At 58.6% G+C, this 16978-nt stretch carries 17 protein-coding genes and 1 tRNA gene; 8 read left to right on the top strand and 10 right to left on the bottom strand.

Going from position 1 to position 16978, the window contains the following annotated elements; translation table 11 throughout:
• The first annotated feature begins 122 nt into the window (after positions 1-122).
• Complete coding sequence (locus tag PSJE_RS07590; RefSeq protein WP_046041595.1) at positions 123-392, top strand: DUF1654 domain-containing protein; 270 nt, start codon at positions 123-125, stop codon at positions 390-392.
• A 4-nt stretch (positions 393-396) separates the two neighbouring features.
• Positions 397-1086 (top strand): endonuclease, encoded by a 690-nt coding sequence (locus tag PSJE_RS07585; protein ID WP_057715550.1) that lies wholly within the window; start codon positions 397-399, stop codon positions 1084-1086.
• Positions 1087-1169: 83 nt separating this feature from the next.
• On the opposite strand, the gene PSJE_RS07580 is transcribed toward PSJE_RS07585, so the two are convergent.
• A complete protein-coding gene (locus PSJE_RS07580; RefSeq protein ID WP_057715551.1) occupies positions 1170-1535 on the bottom strand; it encodes a hypothetical protein in 366 nt (121 codons plus the stop codon).
• A gap of 250 nt (positions 1536-1785) precedes the next feature.
• Here PSJE_RS07580 and csrA point away from each other — a divergent pair, with 250 nt between their 5' ends.
• The gene (gene csrA / locus PSJE_RS07575) at positions 1786-1977 is read left to right on the top strand and encodes a carbon storage regulator CsrA (RefSeq protein ID WP_007975691.1); all 192 of its coding nucleotides are present in this window, start codon (positions 1786-1788) and stop codon (positions 1975-1977) included.
• 185 nt (positions 1978-2162) lie between these two features.
• On the opposite strand, the gene PSJE_RS07570 is transcribed toward csrA, so the two are convergent.
• The gene (locus tag PSJE_RS07570; protein ID WP_057715552.1) at positions 2163-2618 is read right to left on the bottom strand and encodes a DUF2214 family protein; all 456 of its coding nucleotides are present in this window, start codon (positions 2616-2618) and stop codon (positions 2163-2165) included.
• Between the two features lie 203 nt (positions 2619-2821).
• Here PSJE_RS07570 and PSJE_RS07565 point away from each other — a divergent pair, with 203 nt between their 5' ends.
• The gene (locus tag PSJE_RS07565; protein ID WP_090454249.1) at positions 2822-3574 is read left to right on the top strand and encodes a carbonic anhydrase; all 753 of its coding nucleotides are present in this window, start codon (positions 2822-2824) and stop codon (positions 3572-3574) included.
• 75 nt (positions 3575-3649) lie between these two features.
• Here PSJE_RS07565 and PSJE_RS07560 read toward each other — a convergent pair whose 3' ends face one another.
• Positions 3650-3844 carry a hypothetical protein gene (locus PSJE_RS07560; protein WP_057715554.1) on the bottom strand — a complete coding sequence of 65 codons (195 nt, stop codon included), beginning with the start codon at positions 3842-3844 and terminating at the stop codon, positions 3650-3652.
• Positions 3845-4095: 251 nt separating this feature from the next.
• On the opposite strand from PSJE_RS07560, the gene PSJE_RS07555 reads away from it, so the two are divergent.
• Positions 4096-4302, top strand: a complete 207-nt coding sequence (locus tag PSJE_RS07555; protein WP_057715555.1) for a hypothetical protein — start codon at positions 4096-4098, stop codon at positions 4300-4302.
• A gap of 249 nt (positions 4303-4551) precedes the next feature.
• Here PSJE_RS07555 and PSJE_RS07550 read toward each other — a convergent pair whose 3' ends face one another.
• Positions 4552-5208: a trypsin-like peptidase domain-containing protein gene (locus tag PSJE_RS07550; protein WP_057715556.1), complete on the bottom strand. Its 657-nt coding sequence runs from the start codon at positions 5206-5208 to the stop codon at positions 4552-4554.
• A gap of 981 nt (positions 5209-6189) precedes the next feature.
• Between PSJE_RS07550 and PSJE_RS31260 the strand changes: the two genes are divergently transcribed.
• Entirely contained in the window at positions 6190-6336 is a 147-nt protein-coding gene (locus tag PSJE_RS31260) for a hypothetical protein (protein ID WP_159439176.1), read from the top strand.
• 862 nt (positions 6337-7198) lie between these two features.
• Here the strand turns inward: PSJE_RS31260 and PSJE_RS07535 are convergent.
• Positions 7199-7275: transfer RNA gene (locus PSJE_RS07535), tRNA-Val, on the bottom strand.
• A 183-nt stretch (positions 7276-7458) separates the two neighbouring features.
• On the opposite strand from PSJE_RS07535, the gene PSJE_RS07530 reads away from it, so the two are divergent.
• On the top strand, positions 7459-8742 hold the full coding sequence (locus PSJE_RS07530) for an NAD(P)/FAD-dependent oxidoreductase (RefSeq protein WP_090454245.1): 1284 nt from the start codon (positions 7459-7461) through the stop codon (positions 8740-8742).
• Between the two features lie 117 nt (positions 8743-8859).
• On the opposite strand, the gene PSJE_RS07525 is transcribed toward PSJE_RS07530, so the two are convergent.
• The 5 genes from PSJE_RS07525 to PSJE_RS07505 form a co-directional block, all read right to left on the bottom strand.
• A complete protein-coding gene (locus tag PSJE_RS07525) occupies positions 8860-9831 on the bottom strand; it encodes an XdhC family protein (RefSeq protein ID WP_090454243.1) in 972 nt (323 codons plus the stop codon).
• Position 9832: 1 nt separating this feature from the next.
• On the bottom strand, positions 9833-11071 hold the full coding sequence (locus PSJE_RS07520; RefSeq protein WP_090454241.1) for a cytochrome c: 1239 nt from the start codon (positions 11069-11071) through the stop codon (positions 9833-9835).
• Between the two features lie 2 nt (positions 11072-11073).
• A complete protein-coding gene (locus PSJE_RS07515; protein ID WP_015095868.1) occupies positions 11074-11613 on the bottom strand; it encodes a (2Fe-2S)-binding protein in 540 nt (179 codons plus the stop codon).
• Entirely contained in the window at positions 11606-14437 is a 2832-nt protein-coding gene (locus tag PSJE_RS07510; protein ID WP_090454239.1) for a xanthine dehydrogenase family protein molybdopterin-binding subunit, read from the bottom strand. The genes PSJE_RS07515 and PSJE_RS07510 overlap by 8 nt, the downstream gene beginning before the upstream one ends.
• Positions 14438-14613: 176 nt before the next feature.
• Positions 14614-15555, bottom strand: a complete 942-nt coding sequence (locus tag PSJE_RS07505; RefSeq protein ID WP_057715562.1) for a LysR family transcriptional regulator — start codon at positions 15553-15555, stop codon at positions 14614-14616.
• Between the two features lie 125 nt (positions 15556-15680).
• On the opposite strand from PSJE_RS07505, the gene PSJE_RS07500 reads away from it, so the two are divergent.
• Entirely contained in the window at positions 15681-16976 is a 1296-nt protein-coding gene (locus tag PSJE_RS07500; protein WP_090454238.1) for an MFS transporter, read from the top strand.
• Positions 16977-16978: the final 2 nt, after the last annotated feature.

The following is a 16978-nucleotide window of genomic DNA, read 5'->3' as shown; positions in this document are numbered from 1 at the left end:
GAGTGGCTGCCGCGGATCTTACAAAAAAAATCCCTTCGCCTTACGCCAAACGGAACAAATCGCTGTCAGAGGATTTTCTTGGTTTTTAAGCAGTTGCGAAATGGCCTACAGTTAAATACTGTATGCACGTACAGCTTAATAAGGATAATTCCGTGGACACCACCTCAGCCTCTCCCGACACCTATGTACGCATGGGCCTGCGCGTTCAGAAAATCATCAACTCCCCCACCGCACAAAAAGCCAGAGCAGCGTTGATCTTCCGCCTTCCCGACGAGCCGGTGGATGAATGGGAACGCTTGCTGGAAGAAATAGACGAAAACGACAACGTCACCCTCGCCTATCGCGACGATGGCGGTGTGCAGATTTTCTGGGTTGTGCCGAAGGAAGATTAAGTCGATGAGTGTCCGCTGGTTTGCTTTGCTGTTTCTGTTTTTTGTCATGGGGGCGCAGGCCGACGCGCCGCGCACTTTTACCGAAGCGAAAAAGGTCGCCTGGAAGCTCTACGCGCCCCAGTCCACCGAGTTTTACTGTGGCTGCAAGTACACCGGCAACCGGGTGAACCTTGAAGCCTGCGGTTATGTGCCACGTAAAAATGCCAAGCGCGCATCCCGCATCGAGTGGGAGCATATTGTTCCGGCCTGGCAAATCGGCCATCAACGCCAGTGCTGGCAAGAGGGCGGTCGCAAGAACTGCACCCGCTACGACCCGGTTTACCAGAAGGCCGAGGCTGATTTGCACAACCTGGTGCCCAGCATTGGCGAGGTCAATGGCGATCGCAGCAACTTCAGCTTTGGCTGGCTGCCCGAGCAGTCGGGGCAATATGGTTCCTGCCTGACCCAGGTCGACTTCAAGGCCAAGAAAGTTATGCCCCGCCCTTCCATTCGCGGCATGATCGCCCGGACCTACTTCTACATGAGCAAGCAGTATGGCTTGCGCCTGTCGAAACAGGATCGACAACTGTACGAAGCCTGGGACAAGACCTATCCGGTACAGGCCTGGGAACGCCAACGCAATCAGAGCGTGGGGTGCGTCATGGGGCGCGGCAACGAGTTCGTCGGCCCGGTAGACATGAAGGCCTGCGGCTGAATCCAGGACGGGACACTAAAACAAAAAAGGCCCCGGTGCTAAACGCCCGAGGCCTTTTTTGTTTCTTCAACGTCTGCGCTACGTTATTGAGCGGCTGGACGCTCAAGCACCAGCAATTCGATGTTCTGTTTCTTCGCGCGAGTGAGTGCCGCGCGAACTTCATCCTGTTTGGCTTCGGCTTCGGCTTTCGAATTGAATGGCCCCACCAGGATTCGGGTATTGCCATTCTCCTTGACGACACTGGACATGAAACTGTGCTCGATCAGCCAGCCACTCAGATCACTGACCGCCTGAGGGGTTTCACCTCGCACTTCAAGATCCCATTGCGGACCGGACACTGGCGCGGGTACGGCAGCCATGGCCGGCTTGGGCTTCGGCGCATCCACACGGCTGCCCTCGCCACATCCCGCCAGTGCCAATATCGCGATGATCAAAACCATTTTGCGCACGACGCTTCCCTCCAAATGCATAAAGCGGCGATTTTAACACCCATGAATACTTCACGAGTGCCGTAAAATGGGCTCAAAACAACGAGATTGATGATTGCGGCCTCTGTATAGTTACGCCTTGGGAATTAATGCCACATCTGCGCGTCAGAAAGAGGCACCCAAACCACGAGACTTCGCACTAATCTATACATACCACCGACCTCTGCACTGTCCGAATCAGGTGCCCCACAAAGCAATCAAGGAGAAGACCATGCTGATACTCACCCGCAAAGTCGGTGAAAGCATAAACATTGGTGATGACATTACGATCACCATCCTGGGCGTAAGCGGCCAGCAAGTCAGGATCGGCATCAACGCTCCGAAGGACGTTGCAGTGCATCGTGAAGAAATTTACCAGCGCATTCAGGCCGGCCTGACCGCCCCGGAAAAGCCGCAATCCTGAATCCTGTTGCAGTCAGTAGCCAGCCCGTTCAGTCCGGAATTACGGCTGGCTAAAGATTCAGCACCCCATCGCCCTGCGCTTTCGCCCCCACCCAACCCCCTGGGGCCGATACTAGCGGCAAGCTCCATCCTTTTGCTGTCAGACTTTTCTGGTTTACCCCAGGGAAGGATGCGTTCACTGCGCAGTCAACCAAGCATCACGCCTCGCGCCATGCCAGTCGCTGCCACCACCATCAGCAACACCAGCAGCGCCTCGATATGACTGATCCGTGCAAACAGCTTCGCACGGCCGGTATCGATCGCCACTTTACGGGCAAGCGCTATCCGCCATTTGATCAGCGTCACCATCGGCGCAATCTCCAGCAACAAGATCAGGACGAACAGCGTCATCTTCAGATGAAACAGCGGCTGATGCAGGTAATAGTCCGCGCCCTTCTCGTACCCGCCAAAGGCTCGCATCCCGCCACTGATCAATAAAACGACAGCTGAAATACCCCAGATATTGTCCGCCATCAAAACACTGCGCACCTCTGTGGCGCCATCGGCCAAACGCCGAAAAGCCGTGCCTCGAACCAATACCGCCCAGAATCCCAAGGCAAATGCCAGAAGATGAACCGCCGCCAGAAACCATTGAGTCAGCATCGAGAAACTCCTGCCAGGTCGAAGTTGTATGAGCCTGTCAGTAGTAGCCCATGAAATGGCTGCGTGCACGCCATCCGCAGACAATGCCCGGAACACAATATGACAGACCTACTAGACTCCACTGCGCCGGTATTGAGCGTCCGTGGCAGTACCCGCCCCAACAGCAACTCACTCTCACCCCATTGAACTGAGTAAACAAAATCATGTGTAAATCATGTGATTCAAGCTCTGCTTCAAATACAACAGGCCGTCGTCGTTTTCTTCAATTTGCCGGATTGAGCGCAGGCGCCCTGCTGCTGACCGGCACACTGCCCGGCAAGATCATCCAGGCAGCCGAAAAAGCGTCAGCCCCACCCAAACCTCAAAACGTAATCAGTCCCGACATGGCGTTGAAAAGACTGATGGAGGGCAATGCACGATATGTAGGCGGCACTTCCACGACGCACGATTTCAAGGCAGAGCGAGAGGCCTTGGTGTCCGGCCAAAATCCGTTCGTGGCCGTGCTGAGTTGCTCTGACTCGAGGATCGCCCCGGAATATGCGTTCGACACCGCGCGCGGCGATCTTTTCTCCATCCGCGTCGCGGGCAACTTCGTTACGCCGGAAGGCTTGGCCAGTCTTGAATACGGGGTTGCCGTACTGGGCGCCCCGCTGATTCTCGTACTCGGGCATGAGAGTTGCGGTGCCATCGAGGCCGGTATCAAGGCGGTCAAGGATCAGACAATTTTCCCCGGTCATATCCCGAAACTGACTGACGCACTCAAGTCGGCAGTCGAGGCAGTACTCAAGCAGCCGGGGAACCTGATGGAAAACGCCACCGCGCAAAACGTCAAGAATTCGGTCAACAGCCTGAAACAGGCCTCGCCATTGCTGACTGATGCGCAGAGCAAAGGCGCGCTCAAGATCGTGGGCGGTATCTATCGCCTGGCGAGCGGCAAGGTGGAGTTGATCGTCTGATCCGAAATGCGCACGCCCCCAGCATCGGTGCATGACCCCGCATGCAAAGAGCCCAGCGCGACGGCTGGGCTCTGGTTATCTTCGGTTTTGCATCATTTTATCCGCGAGGACTCTGGCCCTCTCGATCAACAGGTTCTGCCTGTCCTCGTGAGTAGCCTCGCCCACAATCGGGGCAGTCAGATTGCTTTCGGCAATCAATGCAGCGCAGAAATATCGATCCCAGACAGTCGTGTCCACAGGTGCCTGTTTGCTCATTTGATCGGCGTTCATAGGCGGCTCCTTTTGATAAGGTCGCCTTGCTAGTTTACGCCTGAATAACAAAAAATCCGGACCATCATTCACTGGTACCCGCCATTCGTCGCCTGCCGGAACACAACGAGGAATTCGCCCGTATCCGTGGCTTGAGGCTTGCTAAGATCGCCCGTAGCAGCGCCGGAATGACAGGATTCTGACGCCGCAGCCATTCAATCAATGCTTAAGGACGCCAGCGATACGCTTGGTCAGTCACCGGGAGATGTAACGTGTCAACGCTCAACGAAATCGCAATGAACCACGCGAGAATGGCCAAGGAAAAAGCAGGAAAGTCGACCGAACTGAGCGAGCGCCACCTCCAGATCGTAGGGAGCTTCGAAGTACCGTCCATTGAAGTACAACAGAACATCCCAATGCATCTGATCGCAGGAGCACAGGAAGGCCACCACGGCCTTGCAGCGACCTTTGCCCTCTGACGCCTATTGAGGCTGGCGACGATCTGAACGATTACCTGGCAATCACTGGTGGCCCGGTATCCGCTCAGCAATCGTCGCGCCCGCATCAACGTTCACATTGCCCAGCGTGAACGAGCCCGATACGTTGTGAACACCTGAAGAAATCCGGGACAACAAAAAGGGCCCACCTTTCGGTGAGCCCTTCCAGGCCGCCCAGCAGAGCGGACTTTATCTGGTACGCGCGATGGCCAATGGGTTGAAAGCTAAAAGTTATTTCGCGACATACTTCGCGCCGTGCGGGTCGTCAAGTTTTGCCTGCAATATCCCCCACTCGCGCTGAATGATCGAGTATGGAATAAAGATGCTGAGCCTCTCAGCCCCCTTTACGCCGGAGTGATTGCTCACATCGTTCAGGGTGGTTGAATAGAAACCAATATTGATGCCGACAATATGGCCGTCACTTGCAAGGACCGGCCCGCCCGACATGCCCTTGATCAGCGGGGCATCGTGGATGGCATAGAGATCACCGCTGTGTTCAGCGGCATTGACGAAAGGCGTTTCATACACCTTGCCCTTCCCGGTAGTGGTCATGAAGTAAGGACTCGCCCCAACGGCAGTTATGCTCTCGCCCACACGCGGTGCGCGCCATGACGGGTAGCGGCCGTTGGCCTTGTGCAGGATGAAGACGAGATCACAACCTGTGCTGCAGCTGTACTTCACGTTGGGGATGAACGGAGTGTGGCGAGTGGTTACGGCGTAGTCCTCGTTCCATTGCACGGCCGAGGCCATGTATAGATACGGTGCGGGAAAGCCCGAGTAGACTAAAAAATATGAATCATTCGCAGATCCCGAAAAGTCGGGTTTTACGATGCCGTTGCATCCTGCAGTTACAGCTCCTATTAAAAAGCAGGCCATGATCTTGATCATGATATATCACCGACTTAATAGGGAGAATGTGACTGTTTTTTGTTGTCAATATTTTGTCTTTTTTTGGGTTGCAGTACTCCTCGCCGCTTGTTCCAGTTTGACGCTTTCTTACTTATGGCTGAGATTGTAATGGGGCGTATGAATAAATCGCGCTAAGACCAATCGCTTTTCGATCAACTTAAAAAGTTCAAATATTTGGCGCCTGAAAAACGTTAAAGACGAGAATAAAAACCAAGAGTTTCTATGGACTCCCTCGTTAATTACGCCAACGGTCATGGGAAGTAGCACCTACCTGAATCATTCGCCACGCCCTTCACCCACAAAAGCAACAAGAAGCCTGAAGGCAATCCAGTTGTCCCGCACTACAGCGGCGCCGTAACTCACTAACGAAACTCAATATATGCTGACGGATCAGCACCCACCCTTTTTTTCTCACCCGTTAAGCCCGCCCATACGGGAGTTTTTCGCCTGCTACCTACAGTGTGCGCACCTCTTGGCTAAGATTTTTTTCATGGAGGAAGCGCGATGTCAGAATGTCTTACCGCCGCCCCGCTCAATCCTTCCGACGAAGACTTTATTGCACTGGATGAAGTTGCTGCCTGGATCGACCAGCGCAGCTCTAAGTGTGTATCTGATCGCATCAATAGGCCGACGTTACGGTGTTTAACAAACCCCAACGCCTATCTTCTAACAATCTGACGATTATCAAATTAACTCGCATGGAATGTGTAGTGCTTGATTTACTAACAAGCGGTGAGGAGCGTGTTATTGGCAACGAGGAAATCCTTATGAAGTTAAATAAGGACCCTTATAATTACAAAGGATTGCCCATGTGCCACAGTAGACTGCAAGCGAAATTCAAGAAGCTCACTAAAGGCAACAACTCCCTCCATTCAGTAAGAAGCCGTGGTGACTGCTTGATCATGTGCATCAATCATCACTTGAATGGCGTTTAGCACATGCGTCAAGGTGGTGAAGAGCATGCCGGACAACTGCATCGACAGGGTGCTGGCCGATCTGCGCAACTGCACTACCCAGTGCGCGCGGGGCATGATTATCCCCTTCGAACGGCTCTGGCGTGAGCACCTGCGGATCGCTAAACCGGAAGCGGCCATTGTGGCTACGTGACTTCAGCAAGCGGCAGCTCAAAGTCATGTTCTGTTTTTTTTGGGGGGGGGGAGGCGCGAATGCACCTTCGACGAGGCGAAGGATCATCTGCTTGAGGCTTTGGCCCAAGTAAAGAGGCCTTGCCGTTCGGATCGCCTTGCCAGGGCTTTGACTTCTCCGGCAGAGGCGGCCCCGACAAGGGGCGTGCGCTGAACGCCTGCAAGGTGCGAAAGCAGTGGCAGATCCGCCACGCTGAACTACTTGGTTTTTGTCGCCTGCACCTTGTCTCGAATTGGTGCCCACCCTGACCAGTTGCTGGCCATTCAGTAATCCATCTGAAACACACCAGGCCGGGCAAGCGGTAATGACTTTACCCAGCGCAACGCCAAGTGTCCCGAACACAACCCTGAAAAAAAATAACATTGAACCTGCAGGTGAACGGAGGGCGATGAAACGCTATGAGGGCCGCGCTACATGAGGTTGTCAGTGAATGCCGCGGTCGCCGCTGGCGTCACCGCGCCTGATCCACTACAGGCCCGAGGCCCGGGGGCGCCGCGCACACCTACGACCACGTACCGGCCGGCGAGCGCCCCACTTCTCATGAGATCCGAGCCTTGGGGACATGGCTGTACGAACGGTAGAAATTCCCACAGGAGTCCTTCCAAGCGCTGATGGGGCATGCAGACGAGAAGATGGCCGAGCACTACCAAGCGAGGCACGGTGATGAAGCGATGGTTTACATGAAGGTGAAAGCCGACCTGAAGATGTAGCGCGGTGGTCGTTTGCCCAAAATATTCCCAAAGTTTGCCCAAACACCAGACAACAAAAAAGGGCCCACCTTTCGGTGAGCCCTTCTAGACCGCCCAGCAGAGCGGATTTTGTTTGGTAGGCGCGATTGGACTCGAACCAACGACCCCCACCATGTCAAGGTGGTGCTCTAACCAACTGAGCTACGTGCCTGCTGTGAGGCGGCATTCTACGGAATTCCGGAGGGGTGTCAACACCTTTTTTCGCGCTAACCCTATGAATATGCAAAATATTTAATTTTGCCGGTACAAAGAAGATTTTCCGGGTGCTGGCGGGCGATTTTCAACTCGGGTAGGATCAACGCACTCGTAAAATATATTAAACAGAGGCTGCCGGATGGCTAACACTCCCTACCCAGAATCCTATTACGCCGCATCGGCCAATGCGGTTCCACCGCGCCCGGCGTTGCAGGATGATGTGGAGACCGATGTCTGTGTGATTGGCGCCGGTTATACGGGGCTGTCCGCTGCCCTGTTTCTGCTGGAGAACGGCTTCAAGGTCACGGTGCTCGAGGCTGCCAGGGTGGGTTTCGGGGCGTCCGGGCGTAATGGCGGCCAGATCGTTAACAGCTATAGCCGCGATATCGATGTCATCGAGCGCACGGTCGGTCCCAAGCAAGCCCAGTTGCTGGGGCAGATGGCGTTCGAGGGTGGGCGAATCATTCGTGATCGGGTCGCCAGGTACAACATTCAGTGCGACTTGAAGGACGGCGGCGTGTTCGCCGCGATGACCGCCAAGCAGATGGGTCATCTCGAATCCCAGAAGCGCCTGTGGGAGCGTTTCGGGCACACCCAGCTTGAGTTGATGGATCAACGCCGCATCCGCGAAGTGGTGGCTTGCGATCAATACGTCGGCGGGATGCTCGACATGAGTGGCGGTCATATCCATCCGCTTAACCTGGCGCTGGGTGAAGCGGCGGCGGTCGAGTCCCTGGGCGGGACAATTTATGAGCAGTCGCCGGCCATACGCATCGAGCGCGGCGCCAGCCCGGTGGTGCATACGCCGCAGGGTAAGGTCCGGGCCAAATTCATCATCGTCGCCGGCAACGCTTATCTGGGCAATCTGGTGCCGGAACTGGCCGCCAAGTCGATGCCTTGCGGCACGCAGGTGATTACTACCGAGCCACTGGGTGAAGAACTGGCCAAGACATTGCTGCCTCAGGATTACTGCGTCGAAGACTGCAATTACCTGCTCGACTACTACCGCCTCAGCGGCGACAAGCGTCTGATTTTCGGTGGTGGCGTGGTGTATGGCGCGCGGGATCCGGCGAACATCGAAGCGATCATCCGGCCGAAGATGCTCAAGGCATTCCCGCAGCTCAAGGACGTGAAGATCGATTACGCGTGGACGGGCAACTTCCTGCTGACCCTGTCGCGCCTGCCCCAGGTCGGACGCCTGGGCGACAACATCTACTATTCCCAGGGCTGCAGCGGCCATGGCGTGACCTACACGCACCTGGCGGGCAAGGTGCTGGCCGAAGCGCTGCGCGGCCAGGCCGAGCGTTTTGACGCCTTTGCCGACCTGCCCCACTACCCGTTCCCCGGCGGCCAATTGCTGCGCACACCGTTTGCGGCATTGGGTGCGTGGTATTACGGATTGCGGGATAAATTCGGGTACTAAGCGACACGCAATACATTGTGGGAGCGAGCCTGCTCGCGATATCGGTCTGGCAGCCAACGAATGTGTTGGATGTTACGACCTCATCGCGAGCAAGCTCGCTCCCACAGGTTTTGGGGGTTAGAGACGATCTCGTGGGATACCGCTTCGGATCCGCAAGATATCGGCCAGTACCGCCAGCGCGATCTCTGCCGGCGTCTTGCTGCCCAGGTTCAGCCCGATGGGAGCATGAATCCGCCCCAACTCGACATCCCCCAGACCACCGATGCGCCGCAACCGCTCGAAGCGCTTTTGCGAAGTCTGCAAGGAGCCCATCACTCCGATGTAAAACGCTTCGGTACGCACTGCCTCCATCATCGCCAAATCGTCGATACGTGGATCGTGGGTCAACGCCACCACCGCCGTGTCGCTGTGGCAACCGCCGTCAGCGATGAACACCGACGGCAGTTGACGGCGAATCTCCACGTTTTCCAGCACGACGCCTTCGAGCACTTCGTCCCGCGGGTCACACAGAATCACCTCGAACCCAAGCCCCACGGCAAACTCCGCACAGGCCTGGGCGACACTGGAATACCCCGCCAGCAGCAAGCGCTGGGCCGCGCCGACGCGTACACGCACCCGGTCGATTTCACGCTCGATACGCACACCCTGCTCACGATCATCGAACAAGCTGCGCGCACCGCTTTGCAGATCCACTTCGCGGATCAACCGACGTCGACCCAACAGCGCCGACTCCAGTTCCCGCAGATGCGCTTGCACCTCGCAATCGGCATCAAGCTTCTCGACCAGTACATCCAGAACCCCGCCACAGGGCAGGCTGACGCGTGAGCGTGGATCGTCGCCTTCGCCGTAACGAACAACGCTGACTGGCTCCAGAAACGCGCCCTCGGCGACCCGCTCGAGAAAGTCTTCCTCGACACAGCCACCGGACAGCGAGCCAATCCAGTGCCCCTGCGTGTTCACCGCCAGCAGCGAACCCGGTGCGCGCGGTGCCGAGCCGTAAGTGGCCAGCACCGTACACAGCCAGATGCGCTGACCAGCCGCCGACCACTCCAGCGCCCGACGCACCACTTGCAGATCCAGATGCTGCATATCAGTGGGCCTTGTGCTCGAGCGGCGGCGCATCGGCCCGCAACTTCTGCACGTCGTTCACTGCCAGATCATTCGGCTGACCACCCCAGCCCTGACGCAGGTAGTTCAGCAGGTCCGTGAGTTGTTCGTCATTCAGCTTATCGACAAACCCTGGCATCGGTTGCATGTGTTCGAATCCGGAGAACTTCTGCTCACCGATACCGTCGTCGATCACCCGCACCAGGTTGCGCGGATCTTCCAGGCGCAGCGTGGTGTTGCCGCGCATGGCGACGGCGATGTGCGGTTTGCCCTCACCGCCCGGCGCATGGCAACCGGCGCAGACATTCAAATATTCCTGACGGCCACGCTGGGCACTCGGGCTCAGTTTGTCCAACGGCACTTCGACGAGCACTTTCGCCGCAGGCGGCTGATCGCCGAGCAGGAAAGTCGCCATCGCCGCCAGATCCGGATCGCTGAGGCCCTGGGTGCTGTTGTGGAACACCGGGAACATCTCGTTGAACATCGTGCCCTGGGCGCTCATGCCGTGTTTGAGGAACGAGCTCAGGTCCTGATGATTCCAACCACGGGACGCCAGATCTGTCGCCAGCAGACTCGGCGCCAGATAACCATTGAGAATGCCGCCGGTCATGCGTTTGTCCATCTGCATAGCACCGGGCAGGCCGCGCGGGGTGTGGCACTCGCCACAGTGCCCCAGCACGTCGACCATGTACTGACCGCGCTTCCAGGCTTCGCTTTTGCCTTCAGCCGGTTCCAGCTTCACGTCCTTGCCGTACATCATGTTCCAGCCCATCAGGCCCAGGCGCACGTTGAACGGGAAGCTCAGGCTGGTGACCGGTGCCGCGCGTTCGATCGGCTCGACGGTTTTCAGGTAGGCATGAATCGCGTCGGAATCTGCACGCGGGATCAGGTGATACGAGGTGTAGGGCATCGCCGGATACAGGTTCGCGCCATCACGGCGCTTGCCTTCGGTCAGCGCGGCGAAGAACTCGTCATCGTTGTACAGACCGATACCGTGCTCTTTGCTCGGGGTGATGTTGGTGCCGTAGATCGTGCCGAACGGCGACACGATCGGCAGGCCACCCGCGTACGGCGCGCCACCCGGTGCGGTGTGGCACGCCATGCAGTCGGCGGCGCGGGCGAGGTACTCGCCTTGCTTGACCTGTGCATCATCGGCGTGAGCTGCCACCACAGGCGCAGCCAGACCAACCGCCAACGCCAGGCGGCTAAGTAGAAGCTTCATGCTTAACCCTCCTTGACCAGGCCGAGATCGGTCAGCACGTTGCGGGTGGCGCTGTAGTAGCGCACGTACCCGGTGCAACGGCAGATGTGATGACCGAGGCTGTCCTCGATGACTTTTTCCAGCTGGCTTTTGACGATGGGCTGACGCTGCAGCTTTTCCACCAGCACGGTCGCGGCATTCACGAAGCCTGGCGCGCAGTAGCTGCACTGGAAGGCGAACTCGTCGACGAAACGCTGCTGGATCGGGTTCAGCTCGGTGACCTTACCCTGCTCGTCGCAGGTCGCATGGCCTTCGATGGTCCGAACCTTCTTGCCTTCGAAATAGTGCGCGCCGGTGATGCAGGTGCGCACTTCTTCACTGGTGCCGTCCGGGTTGTCGACGATCACCACGCAGGCGTGGCAGATGCCCTGGCCGCAGCCCAGGCGCGAACCGGTGAGGTTCTTGTATTCGTGCAGGTAGTCGATCATCGGCAGGTCATCAGGGATGTCCACCGGGCCGACGGATTGACCGTTGAGGGTCAGTTGAAGCGGACGGTTAGCCATTGAGGGCCTCCTTGATGCGTGCAGAAGTGATAGGCAGGTCGCGGACACGTTTACCGATGGCATGGGCCACGGCGTTACCGATGGCACCGACCACCGGGATCATCACCACCTCGGCGATGCCCTTGGACGGGTCGCTCGGCGACAATGGCGGCAGGATTTCCGCGGTCTGTTTCCACACCGCGACGTGACGCGCCATCGGCAAGCGGTAACGGTTGAAGTTCCAGTCACCCTCCCCCGGCCCGCCTTCGTACAACGGCATCTCTTCCATCAGCGCATGGCCGATGCCCATGGCGATCCCGCCTTCGAGCTGACCCCTGACCAGTTCTTCCACCAGCACCCGACCGCACTCGACCCACGAGTGATGGTTGAGTACCGACACTTCGTTCGAACCCTTATTGACCTTCACTTCCACCAGCGTCGCGACCGGGCTGTAGTAAGTCACCGCCGCGTTGTTCAGCTGGGTTGCCGGGTAGGCGATGCCCTGCCGATCCAGCAGATGGAAACCGGCGCTGTTCATCTGCGCCTTCTTCGCCTTCGGTGCACCGTCGCCGTACTTCACGGCCAGACCGTCGAGCGGCAAGCGCTCACGCACGCCATCGATGCTGAACTCGGCCTCGGCCCAGCTCCAGCGGTTGAAACCGTGCACGGTGGCGCCGCTCACCAGGCCACGTTCGTGAACGCGCTTGGCCAGCATGGCGAAAGGCAGTGGCTCCATACCGTTGGCCGTGAGCTTGCCGTCGACCCAATGGGCGTCTTCGCGGCGCACCACGTAAGGGTTGGCCTGACCGCCGTAAGGGCCTTGTCGCCAGATTTCCAGCGCCGCCGGCCACAGGCCGTGGTTGAACAGCACGCGCGCCGCTTCACGGGTCGCGTGGCTGAAGTAGTACGCCGAGTTGGTGGCCGACGAAGCCGAAGCGACCTTGCCGACCCAGCGTGGATTGCGCAGGAAGTTGTCCTGCTCGGCCTGGCTCATGATGTACGGGTTGCCGCCACTGACCAGCTGCAACTCTTTCCATTCGGTTTCGCCGGTCTTCACTTCGTGCGCCGGAACACCGAGGAAATCGGCCACGACCATGGCCTGGGAGGTGGACATGCCGGTGCCGATTTCGATACCGATGTGGCGCAGGCTGATGCGACCTTCGGCGGTGAATTCAATGCTGGCCATCGGCGCTTCGGAACCGGTGCCGAAGTCTTTCTGGCAGATGGCGAAACCCACCCCGTACCAGTTGTCCGGATCGGCGGCTTCGCGTTGTTTCTTGATCGCGTCGCGGTTTTTCCAGGTGTCGTGGACCGCCGCCTTGTCGAGAATCTCGTGCAGGCGCAAGGCACCGGCCGGGATCGCGCCCTGGGTGTTTTTCATGCCCGAGCGCAGTGCGTTCTTGCGACGCAACTCAATGGCATCGACACCGAGGCGATCGGCGATTTCGTCGACCATCATCTCGGTCGCCGCCATGCTTTGCAGGGTGCCGTAGCCACGCATCGACCCGGCTTCAACGGCGCGGGAGTGATAAGCCGTGACCTGCAGATCGTTCTGCGGCATGTAGTAGATCGACTGTGCGGCCGTGGCGCCCACCGCAGCCACCGACGGGCTGTAGTTGATTCGTCCGCCACCGTCGACGCTCATCTCGGAGCGGAAAATCTTGAAGCTGTGGTCGTTCTTGTCCACCGCCAATTGGTAGCGAATGTCGAACGGGTGACGCTTGATGCCACTCTGGAACTGCTCGTAGCGGTCGTTGGCCAGGCGTACCGGTACACCGGCGCCGTACAACGCTGCGAGGGCTGCGTAGTAGACGAAAATGTTGTGGTCCTTGGAGCCGTAACCGACGGTGTAACCTGGGTGCATGTTCAGGTTGGCCAGGCCGAAACGCGACGGCGCGATCATCTTCGCGGTTTCGGTCGCGGCTTCCAGCGGACACTGGGTGGCGACGACGAAATGCAGGGTCTTGGTGGCCGGGTCGTACCAGCCGTTGCCGTTGTCAGGCTCCAGGGCGGCCGGTTCGATCGATGGGGTCTTGTAGCGTTCGTCGAACACCAGCCAGTTGTCCGGCGGCGTATCGATCTGCTGCTTCATGCGCTCGGCGTAGAACAACCCGCGCTCGGTCAAGTTGCCGTGCAGGTTCGGCTGGGAGTTCCACACCGGACGACGGTTTTTCAGCATCGGGAACAGAATCGAATCCTTGAGGCTGGCGAATTCGTCTTCGTCCGCCGAGGTCGCGCCGCCGACGCGCACGTAGCGGAAGCTGCCGTACGGATCGCCTTCGTAGAACGGCACCTGGGCACCGTAACGAATCGCCTTGTCATTGAATTTGAGTTGGTTCTTGGCCTGACGGAAGCGCTCGAAGTCGTTCCAGATCAGGATCGCCACCGGGTGGCCGATGAACATCGGCACCTTGCCGGCCGGCAACAGCGGATCCGGGGCGTGCTCCTCGGGGAACACGATACCGTCCTTGACCAGGTCTTCGGCGGTGACGATGCGGTCCGGTTGCAACTCGGCACCGAGCCACGACAGGTCGATGCCTGCAAAGATGTGGTCGGCCTTGATGGTTTTGAGCAGCATGGCGTGGCCTTGCTGCTGCGGCCAGCCCGGCATGTCCTTGGCGCGGATGTCGCGGGCAAAGACCTTGCTGCCGCAGACCTTGGACAAGGCATCGTTACGGGCGCGCGCCTTGCCATTGTTGCCAAGCCACTGCTCGGACGGCACGGTCACGCTGTTTTCCATCAAGGCGGCCAGCGCCTGGCTGCTCAATGGCGTGAGCGTCACGCTCACACCCGCTACCAGCCCGCCCTGAAGGAACGAGCGCCGGGATATATCACGGTTGGACATGGATCATCCTCTGGGCGGTTATGGGGTCCGCCCTTCTGGTTATGTTCTGGAAATCTCGAGTCTTGCAGAAGCCCTTTTCGACGATGCAAAGGGCTGTTGTTGACAGTGCAAAGCTGACCGAAAGGTTAAGTTTATAGGCTTATGCCTTCGCGGAAAACTAAAAACTGACCAAGAAATCAAAAAACCGCGGCTTTTCGTCGCAGCAGATCGATGAACAACCCCAACTCCCGGCTGATGTGCTCGCCCTTGCGCAACAACAACCCGAATGGCGCCATCTGCACATCCAGTTCCACCGGCAACGCCACCACCAGGCCCATTTTAAGATAGTCGCGCAATGCGGTTTCCGACAGCACCATGATCGCGTCGGTCAGCTGAATCAGTTGCTGCATGGAGTACACCGAACTGCATTCGATGATGTCTGCCGGCAACGGCAACGCCAGGCGCTGCAACGCCTGATCCAGACCGATGCGCGCCGGACTGGTTTCCGGTTGCAGGATCCACGGCCAACCGCTGACCAGCTCCGCCATCTCCAGTTTTTTGCGTCGCGCCAGCGGGTGGCCGGCGTGCACCACCACCAGCAAGCGTTCGTTACCCAGTTGCTCGAAGACGTAATGCTCACTGTCGGTGGCGGCATTGCGCCGGGCGATGGCCAGGTCGATGCGACCCTGTTCCAGCAACTGGATCACCTGATCGCTGGTGTCGCCCATGATGCGGATCCGCAGCTGCGGATTGAGCGACTTGATTTCAGCAATCGAATCCATCACCAGGCCCGGCGCCGCGCCCATGATGGTACCGATCGACAGATAGCCGTAGCCGCCCAGCTGCCGCGCCATCAGATCCTCGGCACAACGGTCGAGGCCACTGAGGGCCGACTCGGCAAAGCGAATCAGCTCCTGGCCCAACGCTGTCGGGCGCATCCCCCGCGGCAGGCGTTCGAACAGATCGCAGCCGAACATGTCTTCAATCTCATGGAGCATGCGGGTTGCCGCCGGTTGCGACATGTTCAGGCTTTGCGAAGCGCGGTGCAGGTTCTGGCTGCTGCTGAGCGTCACCAACATGTGCAGATGCTTGTAACGCAGGCGATTGAGCAGGCTGCGGGAGATGATCGGCGTGGTCATGACGGGCCTTTTTTATCGATACCCTGAAGGTATCAGTTGTGAGCTAGATTCGATTTGTAACGCATCGATCAGCGGCCGTACAGTCTTCCCCATAAGAACAAATGCCCTACCAAAGGAAAACTGCGATGAAGACTCTACCCGCGCCTCTGCTCGCCAAAATTTCCTGGCGGCTACTCCCGTTTCTCCTGCTGATGTACATCATGGCCTTCCTCGACCGCGCCAACGTCGGGTTCGCCAAACAAGCCTTTCAAGCCGACACCAATATCAGCGATGCCGCCTTCGCCTTCGGCGCCGGGGTGTTTTTCGTGGGTTACGCGTTGCTTGAAGTGCCGAGCAACCTGATCCTGCACCGCGTCGGCGCCCGCCTGTGGATGTGCCGGATCATGGTCACCTGGGGGCTGGTCTCCGCCGCCATGGTCTTCGCCCACACAGAAACCAGCTTCTACATCCTGCGCTTCCTGCTGGGCGTGGCCGAAGCCGGCTTCTTCCCCGGCGTGATCCTCTACCTCACCTACTGGTTCCCCAGCGCCGTGCGCGGCAAGGCCATGGGTTTCTTCTATTTCGGTGCACCGCTGGCGTTCATCTTCGGCAGCCCGCTGTCCGGCCTGCTGCTGGAGCTGGACGGCTTCGCCGGCTTCCACGGCTGGCAATGGCTGTTTGCCGTTGAAGGCCTGATGGCGACGGCTGTGGGCATCTGGGCCTACTGGTATCTGGACAACCGCCCGGCCGACGCCAAGTGGCTGACCGTCGAGGAACGCCAACAAGTGCAAAGCCTGCTCGATCAGGAAGACAGCCATAAACAGAACCACGGCCGCAGCCTGCTCAACGTGATCTGCCAACCCTCGGTGCTGTACCTGTGCCTGATTTACCTGCTGATCCAGGCCAGCGTCTATGGCGTGGTGTTTTATCTACCGAGCCAGGTCGGAGGGCTGCTGGGGACCAAGGTCGGGCTGATGGTCGGCCTGGTGACAGCGATCCCCTGGATCTGCGCATTGATCGCCGCCTACCTGATTCCCGGCTACAGCGACCGCACCGGCGAACGCCGCCGCACCGCGTGCCTGACCTTGCTCATGGCCGCCGCCGGGATCGCCTGCTCGGTGACCTTCAGCAACCCGCTGCTGGGGATCATCGCCCTGTGCTTTGCCGCCTCCGGCTTCATCGCCGTGCAACCAGTGTTCTGGACCTTCCCCTCCAGCTACCTCGCCGGCAGCGCCGCCGCGGCCGGGATCGCCCTGATCAACTCGTTCGGCGCTCTCGGTGGCTTCATCGCCCCGGTGCTGAAGAACTGGGCCGAAGGCGCCTTCCACTCACCGGCAGCAGGCTTGTACGTGCTGGCCGCTACCACCGTCATCGCCGCGTTGCTGGTGCTGGGCATACGCGCGCCCGGCCATAAAGCCTCGAACAAACCGGCCACCGTTTAAAC

The sequence above is a fragment of the Pseudomonas jessenii genome, assembly GCF_002236115.1.
GTDB classification, from domain to species: domain Bacteria; phylum Pseudomonadota; class Gammaproteobacteria; order Pseudomonadales; family Pseudomonadaceae; genus Aquipseudomonas; species Aquipseudomonas jessenii.
This window is presented reverse-complemented; position numbering and strand designations above follow the sequence as displayed.

Bases quoted from the DNA above. Each gene is read 5' to 3' on its own strand.
- PSJE_RS07510 (WP_090454239.1), bottom strand. From the start codon at position 14,437: ATGTCCAACCGTGATATATCCCGGCGCTCGTTCCTTCAGGGCGGGCTG.
- PSJE_RS07565 (WP_090454249.1), top strand. From the start codon at position 2,822: ATGTGTAAATCATGTGATTCAAGCTCTGCTTCAAATACAACAGGCCGT.
- PSJE_RS07585 (WP_057715550.1), top strand. From the start codon at position 397: ATGAGTGTCCGCTGGTTTGCTTTGCTGTTTCTGTTTTTTGTCATGGGG.
- PSJE_RS07525 (WP_090454243.1), bottom strand. From the start codon at position 9,831: ATGCAGCATCTGGATCTGCAAGTGGTGCGTCGGGCGCTGGAGTGGTCG.
- csrA (WP_007975691.1), top strand. From the start codon at position 1,786: ATGCTGATACTCACCCGCAAAGTCGGTGAAAGCATAAACATTGGTGAT.
- PSJE_RS31260 (WP_159439176.1), top strand. From the start codon at position 6,190: ATGCCGGACAACTGCATCGACAGGGTGCTGGCCGATCTGCGCAACTGC.
- PSJE_RS07505 (WP_057715562.1), bottom strand. From the start codon at position 15,555: ATGACCACGCCGATCATCTCCCGCAGCCTGCTCAATCGCCTGCGTTAC.
- PSJE_RS07520 (WP_090454241.1), bottom strand. From the start codon at position 11,071: ATGAAGCTTCTACTTAGCCGCCTGGCGTTGGCGGTTGGTCTGGCTGCG.
- PSJE_RS07560 (WP_057715554.1), bottom strand. From the start codon at position 3,844: ATGAACGCCGATCAAATGAGCAAACAGGCACCTGTGGACACGACTGTC.
- PSJE_RS07530 (WP_090454245.1), top strand. From the start codon at position 7,459: ATGGCTAACACTCCCTACCCAGAATCCTATTACGCCGCATCGGCCAAT.
- PSJE_RS07550 (WP_057715556.1), bottom strand. From the start codon at position 5,208: ATGATCAAGATCATGGCCTGCTTTTTAATAGGAGCTGTAACTGCAGGA.
- PSJE_RS07515 (WP_015095868.1), bottom strand. From the start codon at position 11,613: ATGGCTAACCGTCCGCTTCAACTGACCCTCAACGGTCAATCCGTCGGC.
- PSJE_RS07570 (WP_057715552.1), bottom strand. From the start codon at position 2,618: ATGCTGACTCAATGGTTTCTGGCGGCGGTTCATCTTCTGGCATTTGCC.
- PSJE_RS07500 (WP_090454238.1), top strand. From the start codon at position 15,681: ATGAAGACTCTACCCGCGCCTCTGCTCGCCAAAATTTCCTGGCGGCTA.
- PSJE_RS07590 (WP_046041595.1), top strand. From the start codon at position 123: ATGCACGTACAGCTTAATAAGGATAATTCCGTGGACACCACCTCAGCC.